This window comes from Pseudoalteromonas citrea, assembly GCF_000238375.3.
Classification (GTDB): domain Bacteria; phylum Pseudomonadota; class Gammaproteobacteria; order Enterobacterales; family Alteromonadaceae; genus Pseudoalteromonas; species Pseudoalteromonas citrea.
The window spans coordinates 317,352-329,584 of the sequence record NZ_AHBZ03000015.1; the positions used below are offsets into that span (position 1 = coordinate 317,352).

Consider the following 12,233-nt stretch of genomic DNA (forward strand, 5'->3'; position numbering starts at 1 on the left):
ACAGGTCGCAATAGCAACAATCGAAAATAATAAATTCAGCCAAACAGCTTAATCAGTTCGACAATAAAAACCAAGTTTTTCAGTTCAATCAAAGTCATAAATGTAACATTAGTACCCATACTGGTACAATGTGTGAAAAAATAGCAATAATCCTAACTGTAAACACTATCGCAACGTTCCAATTGCACCTATAATAAGTACAATTACAAGTTAGTTACAGGTGAAGTATCAAACATGTCTACATTCGTAAAAATAAAGGCTTTAAGGCCTAGTCTATCGAACAGCGAGGCTAAGCTTGCTGATTTCACATTAAACTCCAGTGCTAAAATTAGAGCCCTCTCGTCAGTGGAACTTGCAAGAGCAGCCGGTGTTAGCCAATCTAGTGTTGTAAAGTTTGCACAAAAGCTCGGGTATAAAGGCTTTCCCGCTTTCAAACTGGCTGTCGTTGATGATCTTAACTTACAAGTTCAACAACCACGACCTGCCACAGGGATCATTAATAGCAATGATCCTCTAGAGCAAATCGCCGACAAATTATTATCAAACCAGCACGCAATTTTGTCTGAAACGCATAAACTCAATACCCCAAATCAATTCGAGAGTGCGATCCAAACCATAAAGTCAGCCAAAAAAATCATGATATGTGCGGTTGGTGGAAGTTATACTATGGCCCAAGACTTTGCGCTTAAGCTGCAAAAGCTCGGTTTACCTGCAATTGCACAAGTTGATGAATTATCAGCATCAAGTTACGTCGCAACTATGGGTAAAGATGACTTATTGATTTCTATTAGTGATTCAGGACAGAGCAAAGGTGTCTTAAAAGTAACCAAACAAGCTGCTGTTAATGAGTGCACGATTATTACGATGTCTCGCTATGGCAGTAACCCTTTAAGCGATTTAGCGAATATAAAGCTATTTACCGTCATTGATCATGAGCCAATTAAACATGCATCAATATTAACGCGCACATCGCAAAGTTACTTGATTGACGTGCTATTTATTGGTTTAACGCAGTCAAATTTACATTGGCAAAAACGTGCAGAGCGCGCCAATGAACATATGAGTGAATTACGTCATATTTAACGTTTATATAGTAAGTATGGTTGGCGGCGCTGCAAATAATGCTGCAACGGCCGCTGCCAACGCTGCTTAATAACTCGTTGAGAATCTCCGCCTTCTATTGCCAATCTTAATTTATCTGTTCCCGCCAACTTATCCATAAAGCTTGCGTGTGTAAAAAGCTCAATTCTCTGTTTCGATAGTTGTTGATGGGCGGTTATTAACCAGCTTAAATCTAGTCCGTTACTTTTATGGTTTCTCAAATCAACCCCAAACACGGATTGACCGTTCAGCTTTGGGTTTAATGCAGCGCCAATAATGGGTTCGGGTGTAAATGAAAATTCACCAAGCTTTACCGGTGCGTACCCATACACCTGAAAAGGAAATTCGGTGCCCCGCCCCACTGAGACCGGTGTTGCTTCAAAAAAGCACAATGACGGATATAAAGCAATCGCTCGAGCGTTGGGTAAATTTGGACTTGGTTTGATCGGTAAATCATACGTCATACTAGCGGTATACCCCTCAATAGGGATCACTTTCAAATCAAGCGGCTTACTTTCCTCGAGCCAACCTTCACCCACTATCATCTTAGCTAACTCCCCCACAGTGAGACCATGCAACACTGGAATTGGATGTAGACCAACAAATGATTTAAATTTCGGCTCTAAAATTGGCCCATCAACATAAGTAATATTCGGATTAGGTCTATCAAGTACAATAAAGATTTTATTGTACTCTGCGGCCGCCTCCATCATGTAATGCATGGTACTAATATAAGTGTAAAAACGTACACCGACATCCTGTATATCAAAGATTATTACATCAACGTCATGTAACTGCTCAGCTTTAGGCCGCTTATTTTTACCATAAAGAGATAAGATGGGTATGCCTGTTTTTATATCCGTATTAGAGGCAACATGTTCCCCTGCATCATGGTTGCCACGAAAACCATGTTCAGGTGCAAAGACTTTACTTACTGCCACACCCTTAGCCAATAAACTATCCAATAAATGTCCATCTTTGGTATATGCGCTTTGATTAACCACGAGAGCCACACGCTGCTGTTTTAAGAGTGGTAAATATTGCTCATAGCGCTCAGCTCCAACCTGCAAAGCGAATGAGTTTAGAGAAAGTAAAGTAAATAGAGCTATAAAGAAGAGGCGCATAATCATTATGAGAATAGAAATTTTTGCCATGATGACTGAGAAGATAAAGCGATGCAATAGTCAGATCACCATGCATGTCTATAAATAAGAAGCATAAAAATGATACCAAACTCACATGTCGCAACGCAGCTTTGGTCTACAAAAAATAAAATGGAAGAACTTGGTAGATCATTCGTGAAATTTAAACACAAAAAAACCGATTGACTATAAATAATCATATCGGTTGATTGCTCACTTCAAAAGAAGTGGCGGACGCGGGAGGATTCGAACCTCCGACCGCCTGGTTCGTAGCCAGGTACTCTATCCAGCTGAGCTACGCGTCCGCAATTAAGTTTTTATTTATATCGAACTTTACCGATATGAACGTTGTTCGTAGCCATCATAACTAAATAAACTATCCAGCTGAGCTACGCGTCCGCAATTAAGTTTTTATTTATATCGCTACTTACTGCGATCTCTTTTATATTTTACCACTTAAAGAAAAGTGGCGGACGCGGGAGGATTCGAACCTCCGACCGCCTGGTTCGTAGCCAGGTACTCTATCCAGCTGAGCTACGCGTCCGTATTAAGTTTTTATTTATATCGAACTTTACCGATATGAACGTTGTTCGTAGCCATCATAGCTAAATAAACTATCCAGCTGAGCCACGCGTCCGTATTAAGTTTTTATTTATATCGCTGCTTATTGCGATATCTTTTATATTTAACCACTTAAAGAAAAGTGGCGGACGCGGGAGGATTCGAACCTCCGACCGCCTGGTTCGTAGCCAGGTACTCTATCCAGCTGAGCTACGCGTCCGTATTAAGTTTTTATTTATATCGCTGCTTATTGCGATATCTTTTATATTTAACCACTTAAAGAAAAGTGGCGGACGCGGGAGGATTCGAACCTCCGACCGCCTGGTTCGTAGCCAGGTACTCTATCCAGCTGAGCTACGCGTCCGTAATAAGTACTATTTTAATCGATACTTCATCGATACGACAAACCATTTATAAATAAATGGCGGAGAAGGAGGGATTCGAACCCTCGATAGGGCTACAAACCCTATACTCCCTTAGCAGGGGAGCGCCTTCAGCCACTCGGCCACCTCTCCGTGTCGTGGGGCGTATAATATAGGCTAGAAAAAATATGTCAAACACTTTTCTTGTAAAATCAGGTCATATGGTGATAGATTAACCAGCTTGGTCAAAATGGTGACTTTTCCACAAAAAATTAGTCTGAATTTGGTAAATGAGGGAGAGGATATTGATCTAGTAATGCCTTTTTCGAGCTTTTCAACTCTGCTAAATACGCATCTTGATAACCTAAACGCTGAAATTCGCAAATACACACTCTGCAGTATGCCATTCTTCTTTGTTCGGAATCTTCTTCTGAGACCCTTAATTCATCTAACTCTTTCATGATTATTCCTTAGTTATTCCAAGCAGTATAGAAAACAACTAAGCAGTTACCAGCCATGAACTGAGCCGAATTAAAAGGTAAACAAAAGTCGTTGCAGCTAGTGTATTGTTTTATTTGAGTAATACCTCTAAAAAGCATTAGACTAAAGTCGTAAACTACGATATTTCGCACATAAATAGCAGAAAAGCGCCATTAAGGCGCTTTTCTCATTTAAAACCACATAAGGTCTCAGCGTTAGTCTGCTTGAGGTCTCATATGAGGGAACAAGATCACATCTTTAATCGTTGATGAGTCAGTAAATAGCATCACTAAACGGTCAATACCAATACCTTCACCAGCCGTAGGCGGTAATCCATATTCTAATGCGCGAATGTAGTCTTCATCATAATGCATTGCTTCATCATCACCTGCATCCTTCTCTTCAACCTGACGAGCAAAGCGTGCAGCTTGATCTTCAGCATCATTTAATTCAGAGAAACCGTTCGCCAATTCACGTCCACCAACGAAGAATTCAAAGCGGTCTGTGATAAATGCATTGTCGTCGTTACGACGTGCAAGCGGAGACACTTCCCATGGGTATGCAGTGATGAAGGTCGGTTGAATAAGTTTATGCTCTGCCACTTCTTCAAAGATTTCACATAAGAACTTACCAGGTCCCCATACACACTTTTCAGGAATTTTAACGTGAACTTGTTTAGCAAACGCTTTAAGCGCCTCAAAATGATTTTCAGGATCTTGGAAGATCTCAGCTTGCTTAGCCGCTTCTTCGCTGTGTTCAATGATCGCATCAGCCATGGTTAAACGCACAAATGGCTGACCAAAGTCATACTCAACGCTGTCAGTAACTTCACCTTCTGCATTCTTAGTAGTATTAACAATGGTCGTCGTACCCAACACATCTTGTGCTACTGTACGTAACATATCTTCAGTTAAGTTCATCAAGTCATTGTAATCTGCATACGCTTGATAGAATTCAATCATGGTGAACTCAGGGTTATGACGTGTTGATAAACCTTCATTACGGAAGTTACGGTTTATTTCAAATACACGGTCAAAGCCACCGACTACTAAACGCTTTAAGTACAGCTCAGGCGCAATTCGCAAATACATATCAATGTCTAATGCATTATGGTGTGTCGCAAATGGGCGCGCCGTCGCACCACCAGGAATAACCTGTAGCATAGGTGTTTCAACTTCCATGAACTCGCGCTCAGCAAGGAAACGACGAATACCTTCAATTACTTTTGAACGGATACGGAATGTTTCACGCGTATCAGTATTAGTGATCAAATCAACATAGCGCTGACGATACTTGGCTTCTTGGTCAGTTAAACCATGAAACTTCTCTGGTAGCGGACGTAAAGATTTAGTCAATAACTCGTATTGCACCATATCAACGTATAAATCGCCTTTGCCTGACTTGTGGACTGGGCCTGTTACACCAATAATATCGCCAATATCAAGCTGGCCATATTTTGCTTTTAGATCTTTTTGTACATCTTTAGAAGCATAAGCCTGAATGCGGCCTTTCATGTCTTGCAGCACTAAGAAAGGGCCACGTTTTGCCAGTACACGCCCAGCAACCGATGCCTGCTGGTTTAATTCAACAAGCTCTTCTTTCGATTTATCACCAAACTTAGCTTGTAGATCTGCCGTATAATCTTCACGGCGGAAGCTGTTAGGGTGGCCATTGGCACTGCAATTCTCGCGAATCGCATCCAACTTAGTACGACGCTCAGCAATGAGTTTATTTTCGTCTTGGATTTGATCTGTCATTTTTTAGCTCTTAGTTTAGCTTGTTGATTAAAGGCCTGATTTCAGGCTAGCTTCGATAAATTTGTCTAGGTCTCCATCGAGTACGACTTGCGTATTTCGATTTTCGACACCAGTACGTAAATCTTTGATTCGAGAGTCATCTAATACGTAAGAACGTATTTGACTGCCCCAACCAATGTCTGATTTAGCGTCTTCTTGTGACTGTTTCTCAGCGTTCTGCGCTTGCATCTCAAGTTCAAACAACTTGGCTTTTAATTGCTTCATCGCTTGTGCTTTGTTTTTATGCTGTGAACGCTCATTCTGACACTGTACCACGGTATTGGTGGGTAAGTGGGTAATACGTACTGCTGATTCAGTGGTGTTTACATGCTGACCACCCGCGCCAGAGGCACGATATACATCAATGCGTAATTCAGCTGGGTTAATGTCAATTTCAATGTTGTCGTCAACTTCAGGATAAACAAACGCAGACGCAAATGAAGTATGGCGGCGGCCACTTGAATCAAATGGGCTCTTACGAACCAAACGGTGTACGCCAGTTTCTGTGCGTAACCAACCGTAGGCATACTCGCCACTAAAGCGTACCGTAGCACCTTTAATACCGGCAACATCACCATCAGTGGCTTCAACTAGCTCAACTTTAAAGCCTTTTGCTTCACCCCAGCGCAAATACATACGCAGCAACATGTTACACCAATCTTGGGCCTCTGTGCCGCCTGAGCCTGACTGTAAATCTAAGTATGCATCATTGTCATCGTGTGGACCTGAGAACATTCTACGAAACTCGAGCTTTTCAAGACTCGCAAGTAACCCTGCTAACTCTTGTTCTGCTTCATCAAAAGTTTCTTGATCTTCGGCCTCAACCGCAAGCTCCACCAGCCCTTCAACATCATCTGCGCCAGCAACGAGGTTATCTATCGTTTCCACCACTATTTCTAATGCTGATTTTTCACGGCCAAGTGCTTGAGCTCTTTCCGGTTCATTCCACACTGCTGAGTCTTCAAGTTCAGCGTTAACTTCTTCTAAGCGCTCTTGTTTTAGAGCGTAGTCAAAGATACCCCCGAAGCAGCTCAGTACGCTCGCGAATGTCCTTGATTTGATTAATCACAGGATTCACTTCAAACATGCACATTACTCCAAAAATGTTACTACTGTTATTGGTTATCACACCAGTGTTACGACGGTATGTAATAACCCAAGTGTTAAACGCGCCATATTAACAAAGTTTGTCCCTGCTATAAATCTCTTTATGCGGTTATTGCGCTGATTTCTCGTACTATTAACTGCAATGAAAACTTACCCCGAAACTCATTTATGTCGAGCTGATAAGCAACTTGCGCCGATTGCGCTTGATTATTCGGCCATGCCCTAACATCGACGTTAAATGCAATCGCATCGACTAACTTGCCACTAGGGTGTTTCAATACCAGCTTTAAATGTTTTTCACCCACTATACGCTGTTGAATTAACTCAAATTCACCACAAAAAACCGGCTCAGCAAAGTGCTGTCCCCATGGCCCTGCTTGTTGTAATAGCTGAGCAAAATCCATTGAAAAGCACTCTGCAGGTAAAGCACCATCAGTTAACAAGACACTTTGTTTATGCTCTTCTGACAACAGCTCACCCACCGCACTTTCAAATGCACGCTTAAATTCTTCAAAATGCGTTTCTTGGATTGTTAACCCTGCCGCCATGGCATGACCGCCAAATTTTAAAATTAAACCGGGCTGTTGGGTATTTAGCTGCTCTAATAAATCTCGCATATGTAAGCCGTCAATCGAACGGCATGAGCCTTTTATTTCACCATTATCGCCTTGTGCAAAAATAACCGCAGGTCGATGATATTTTTCTTTTAACCTGCCCGCTAAAATCCCTATCACCCCTTGATGCCAATCATCTTGATACAAACACACTGCATCTGGCACGCTCTTACTGCTCAATACCAATCGCTCAAGCACTGCCTGAGCTTCTTGCTGCATACCTTGCTCTATTTCTCGTCGTTCGTGATTTAAGCTGTCGAGCTCACCTGCGATACGCCGTGCTTGATTCATGTCTTTTGAAAGTAAGCAGGCTATACCCAAACTCATATCATCTAATCGGCCAGCAGCATTAAGACGCGGTGCTAATGAAAAACCAAAATCACTGGCACTCAAACGTGCAGCATTACGGTTTGCAACTTCAATCAATGCCTGTATACCTGGGCGCGTATTTCCACTGCGGATCCTTGCTAAACCTTGGTGTACTAAAGTGCGATTGTTTGCATCAAGTGCCACCACATCTGCCACAGTACCCAATGCAACAATATCTAATAAAGCTGCTAAATTAGGTTGTGGATGTGTTGTGAAGTGCCCTTGTTCTCGCAATGCATTGCGCAGTGCGATCAATAAGTAAAACGCCACCCCAACCCCAGCAATTGACTTAGAAGGAAACCCACAGTCATGGCGATTTGGATTGACGATTGCGTCAGCATTGGGGAGCTGCTCTCCCTGCAGGTGGTGATCGGTGACAATCACAGTAATACCCGCTTGCTTAACAATATCGATACCAGCGACACAGGAAATGCCGTTATCCACTGTGATCACTAAGTCAGGGTTAAGTTGCACAATTTGTTCAGCCAACGCAGGGCTTAAGCCATAGCCTAAGCTAAAGCGGTCTGGTACCAAATAATCAACGCGTGTAAAACCAAATTGTGGCAACCCTTCCATCAGTACAGCCGTACTTGTTGCCCCATCCGCATCAAAGTCTCCGACGATTAATACATTTGATTTTTTACCGAGCATATCGATTAAAATATCACTGGCTTTATCTATATCTTTAAATAACTTGAAATCCAGCAGTGTTTTAGCACTATTGTCTAATTCACAGGCATCTAGTACGCCTCGGGTTGCATAAATCTGTTTGATGACGGGGTGTAAATGGGCGGGTAAATGACTGTCCTCAACAAACGGACGTGTGCGTATCTCTGTGTTCATTCAACATCTCAAGTATTTTAGGCAATAAAAAAGGCCTTAAGGCCTTTTTTAGTCATGATAGTAGTATATCAAAATTACGATTTTTTGCTGTTGTCATCCAATGCTTTAGATAAAGAAGCTGCTGGTTGATAACCCGGGATCAATGTGCCATCTTCTAAAATAATAGCTGGCGTACCAGTAATGCCAAAACTTTGGCCTAACTCATAATGCTCAGCAACTGGCGCACTACAGTTTTCAACTTTCGCCACTGCCTGACCAGCTTTCGCATCTGTCATGGCTTGCGCTGCATCTTTTGCACACCACACATTTCTTAAATCTTCATACCCTGAACCACGTAATCCACCACGCGGAAATGCCATATACTTTACTGTGATCCCTGCCGCCAAGTAATCATCTAACTCACGATGCAACTTACGACAATAACCACACGTGATATCTGTAAAGACCGTGATCTGGTGCTTTTCATTTTCTGCCTTATAGACAATCATAGACTCTTGGTAATCGGCAACCCCTTCCTTACGCAAGCCACTTAACGCGCCTTCCGTAATATTTTCACGATTATCAAGATCAATCACCGTGCCTTGTATAAGATACTTACCGTCTGCACTGGCATACAATACGCCTTTATCGGTGATCACGGTTTTCAAGTTCGCGATTGGGCTATCTGAAATACTCTTAACAATAACCCCTAAATTCGAAAACTGTTCTGTAATTGGATCTGCCACCATCGGGCTTGGAACTGCTAACTCTGGCTCACTGGTCGCCAGTGTCGAAAAGCTACATGCTAAGGCAGCAGCTAAAAATAGTTTTTTCATATTCTGCTCATTAATTATTATGTGGTACCCACTAAGACCGGAGAATTTCAAAAAAATTCCCTTATGCTCGGGGATGATGCTGTTGGTGTAGCGATTTTAATCGTTCACTTGCAACATGTGTATAAATCTGTGTTGTCGACAAATCACTATGGCCAAGCATCATTTGGACGACTCGTAAGTCAGCGCCATGATTCAGCAAATGTGTTGCAAAAGCATGACGCAACGTATGGGGTGATAAAGGCGACGTTACATTTGCCAAAATAGCATAGTGTTTAATACGATGCCAAAAGGTTTGTCGTGTCATCCCAACCCCGCGCTTTGACGGAAACACAAAATCAGTGGCATGCTTAATCAACTGTGAGCGACCAACCTTTAAAAATTGTTCGATCCAATGCAATGCTTCTTCACCCATCGGTACTAAGCGTTCTTTACCACCTTTACCTCTGACTAATACAACCGCTTGGCGCAAGTTAATTTGTTCTATACGCATACCAACAAGTTCTGTTACTCGCAAACCCGTTGCATATAAGAGTTCTAGCATAGCTTTATCACGTAAACCCAGCGCATCATCGGTGTCAGGGGCGTCTAGTAACGCTTCAACTTCTTGCTCAGTCAATGTTTTAGGTAAAGACTGCGCTATTTTAGGTTGCGCAATACTGAGCAATGGCGTCACAGCAATTACTTTCTCTTTTACCCAATATAAAAAAAATCTTTTTAACGCACTAATTGAACGTGCCGTACTTCGTGATTTAAGGCCCGAATCAACCCGATAAGCCAAATACGCTTCAATGTCGTGGCTTTCAACCTCCATCAATGAAATATCTCGGCTCGATTTAATTAAGAACTGGCAGAATTTATCCAAGTCTGAACGATACGCAGATAAGGTATTATCACTCAATCCTTGCTCTAAAAATAAAGAGTCTAAAAATGCTTCTATATAGTCAGCATTACTATTGGTGCTGTCACTGTCATTGAGGTATTCGCTCACAGGCTTCCTGTATCAATTTTTAACGTCATAGGGTAGACTTCGCGCCTATCATAACAGTCAATTAGAAAGTGATAAACACCATGCAGATAGCGTTATTTTATGGTTCAACAACCTGCTACACCGAAATGGCAGCTGAGAAAATCAGAGAAATTATAGGTGAAGAAACGGTTTCATTACACAATATCAAAGATGAACCATTAAAAAATGCAGAGCAATATGACTTTTTGATCCTAGGGATCTCAACATGGGACTTCGGTGAATTACAAGAAGACTGGGAGTCGTGCTGGGATGACATCGAGAATGTCGACCTAGCGGGAAAAACCATTGCCTTATTTGGCATGGGCGATCAACAAGGTTATGGCCAATGGTTTCAAGATGCGCTCGGTATGCTACATGATAAAATAAAACCACAAGGCGTTAACTTTCTTGGTTATTGGCCAAATACTGCGGATTATGAATTTGAAGCATCAAAAGCACTCACCGAAGAGGGTACTCACTTTGTCGGTCTTGCCCTTGATGAAGATAGCCAATATGAAAAAAGCGACGACCGCATTGCTAGCTGGATAGAACTTATCATGACCCAGTATAGTGACTCGCTTTAACTCTAACAAAGCACCGCGCGCCCACGCTGTGAAACACTAAAGTCATGTGGTTTAATTGGCATTCTCACCAATTAGACCATCGCAGGGTCCACCCATGACACCTCGCGGATCCAAGTTCTTACGTTCGGAAAATCTTCAACAGAATCTATCATATCCCATGCGGCTAACAAGGGCTGACCATACAATTCATTGTTTTCAAAAACCATAATCAGATTCTCGCTAGATCCCTTATATCCATCAGGGTGTAATACCACACTGGTTGGTAAACCAACATGTTGAATCGCTGCAACAGACCATGCTATTGCGGCAATTTCCTCTCCTTTCATCCAGCTTTTATTACTACGACATTTATAAACATCATCACTTAATAGGTGCCTCTCAGTCGGCTCACACACTGCTATATGCCCTGCCTCATGCAATATATCACCCGCATAGAGTAATTTATCAATATCGATATGCAAAACACCTTGCTGCAACCTCAACCCTGGCAAAAAGGTATCATGTGTTAAGTGACTTAGTTGAAAAGGTAATTCTATGCGCTCTAAAAATGTCAAAATCTTACGTATAATCGGATCCATCACCAGCTTTCCTTTAAGTTATCACCTACAAATAGTATTCAATGTCATTTTGAAGAATTTTATTGCATAAATAAAGCACCTGTAAGGTGGTGTAATTTGAAAACAGCAATGGCCTACCTGTTTCATAAAGTCACACTTGATTCTAGGTTATCTTGGTATTACATCTTTAAATAAAAACCCCGACATAACGCAATGTACTCTGTCGTATACGTATTATCACTATTACGAACACACAATGAACTCACACACCTTGTTTCAGTAGATATCAATGAAAACTCCATAAGGCGACGACTGGCAGGTTTTGTTGGCGTCATCTGAACATTACACACTCTATGCAGGTGTAAACCCATCATATTGGCATGTTCAGTAAACATATCAGCTTCTACACAGGGTAAAATAACCATCAATTTGCTATGCGAATGACTTACACGAATATAGGCGCTGAGCAACTCACTAAAGCTTAGCCCTTCGGTATGGCGCGCTTTCGTCCGCGCGCTATCAGGGCTTTGTAAACTATGATTGAAATACGGCGGGTTACTGATCACTACATCAAACTTTGTTTCACTAGAAAAGTCCTGAATCGCAGATTGATGAACGGTAATATCAGACCAAGGGCTATTTAAGATATTGGCACGCGCATCTCCCACTGCTTGCGCATCAATTTCCACCGCATCAATCTCCAAGTTTTGATTACGTTGTTTACACATCAGCGCCAATAACCCCGTACCAGTTCCTATGTCTAATAAGCTGCTCGCATCATGAATATTTGCCCAAGCGCCTAGTAAGATCCCATCGGTCGATACCTTCATTGCGGCATTATTTTGTTGTACCTTAAACTGTTTAAATGCAAAGCCAGCCATTATTCACCTTTTCGA

At 41.9% G+C, this 12,233-nt stretch carries 11 protein-coding genes and 5 tRNA genes; 2 read left to right on the forward strand and 14 right to left on the reverse strand.

The window, feature by feature from the left end:
• Nucleotides 1-234 precede the first annotated feature (234 nt).
• Complete coding sequence (locus tag PCIT_RS08915; RefSeq protein ID WP_010362881.1) at nt 235-1,083, forward strand: MurR/RpiR family transcriptional regulator; 849 nt, start codon at nt 235-237, stop codon at nt 1,081-1,083.
• Here PCIT_RS08915 and PCIT_RS08920 read toward each other — a convergent pair.
• The 12 genes from PCIT_RS08920 to xerD form a co-directional block, all read right to left on the reverse strand.
• Nucleotides 1,080-2,231, reverse strand: a complete 1,152-nt coding sequence (locus PCIT_RS08920) for an exo-beta-N-acetylmuramidase NamZ family protein (RefSeq protein WP_010362880.1) — start codon at nt 2,229-2,231, stop codon at nt 1,080-1,082. The genes PCIT_RS08915 and PCIT_RS08920 overlap by 4 nt on opposite strands.
• 240 nt (nt 2,232-2,471) lie before the next feature.
• Nucleotides 2,472-2,548 (reverse strand) — tRNA-Arg (locus tag PCIT_RS08925).
• A gap of 162 nt (nt 2,549-2,710) precedes the next feature.
• Nucleotides 2,711-2,787: transfer RNA gene (locus tag PCIT_RS08930), tRNA-Arg, on the reverse strand.
• Nucleotides 2,788-2,947: 160 nt separating this feature from the next.
• Nucleotides 2,948-3,024, reverse strand: a tRNA-Arg gene (locus tag PCIT_RS08935).
• A gap of 67 nt (nt 3,025-3,091) precedes the next feature.
• Nucleotides 3,092-3,168 (reverse strand) — tRNA-Arg (locus tag PCIT_RS08940).
• Nucleotides 3,169-3,226: 58 nt separating this feature from the next.
• Nucleotides 3,227-3,319: transfer RNA gene (locus tag PCIT_RS08945), tRNA-Ser, on the reverse strand.
• 119 nt (nt 3,320-3,438) lie between these two features.
• Nucleotides 3,439-3,627: a hypothetical protein gene (locus PCIT_RS08950; protein WP_010362879.1), complete on the reverse strand. Its 189-nt coding sequence runs from the start codon at nt 3,625-3,627 to the stop codon at nt 3,439-3,441.
• Nucleotides 3,628-3,861: 234 nt separating this feature from the next.
• Nucleotides 3,862-5,403, reverse strand: a complete 1,542-nt coding sequence (lysS, locus tag PCIT_RS08955) for a lysine--tRNA ligase (RefSeq protein ID WP_010362878.1) — start codon at nt 5,401-5,403, stop codon at nt 3,862-3,864.
• A gap of 27 nt (nt 5,404-5,430) precedes the next feature.
• A protein-coding gene (gene prfB / locus PCIT_RS08960; RefSeq protein ID WP_157592766.1) for a peptide chain release factor 2 occupies nt 5,431-6,529 on the reverse strand; the annotation gives its coding sequence in 2 pieces (ribosomal slippage) (nt 5,431-6,453 and nt 6,455-6,529; 1,098 coding nt in all).
• A gap of 121 nt (nt 6,530-6,650) precedes the next feature.
• Nucleotides 6,651-8,375 carry a single-stranded-DNA-specific exonuclease RecJ gene (recJ, locus tag PCIT_RS08965; protein WP_010362876.1) on the reverse strand — a complete coding sequence of 575 codons (1,725 nt, stop codon included), beginning with the start codon at nt 8,373-8,375 and terminating at the stop codon, nt 6,651-6,653.
• 74 nt (nt 8,376-8,449) lie between these two features.
• Nucleotides 8,450-9,190, reverse strand: a complete 741-nt coding sequence (dsbC, locus tag PCIT_RS08970; RefSeq protein ID WP_010362875.1) for a bifunctional protein-disulfide isomerase/oxidoreductase DsbC — start codon at nt 9,188-9,190, stop codon at nt 8,450-8,452.
• A gap of 61 nt (nt 9,191-9,251) precedes the next feature.
• Nucleotides 9,252-10,178: a site-specific tyrosine recombinase XerD gene (xerD, locus tag PCIT_RS08975; RefSeq protein WP_010362874.1), complete on the reverse strand. Its 927-nt coding sequence runs from the start codon at nt 10,176-10,178 to the stop codon at nt 9,252-9,254.
• 80 nt (nt 10,179-10,258) lie between these two features.
• Here xerD and fldB point away from each other — a divergent pair, with 80 nt between their 5' ends.
• Entirely contained in the window at nt 10,259-10,780 is a 522-nt protein-coding gene (fldB, locus tag PCIT_RS08980) for a flavodoxin FldB (RefSeq protein ID WP_010362873.1), read from the forward strand.
• A gap of 71 nt (nt 10,781-10,851) precedes the next feature.
• Here the strand turns inward: fldB and PCIT_RS08985 are convergent, their stop codons facing one another.
• Both PCIT_RS08985 and PCIT_RS08990 read right to left on the reverse strand, forming a co-directional pair.
• Nucleotides 10,852-11,358 (reverse strand): hypothetical protein, encoded by a 507-nt coding sequence (locus tag PCIT_RS08985; protein WP_010362872.1) that lies wholly within the window; start codon nt 11,356-11,358, stop codon nt 10,852-10,854.
• A 158-nt stretch (nt 11,359-11,516) separates the two neighbouring features.
• Complete coding sequence (locus tag PCIT_RS08990; RefSeq protein ID WP_010362871.1) at nt 11,517-12,218, reverse strand: tRNA1(Val) (adenine(37)-N6)-methyltransferase; 702 nt, start codon at nt 12,216-12,218, stop codon at nt 11,517-11,519.
• Between the last annotated feature and the right edge of the window lie 15 nt (nt 12,219-12,233).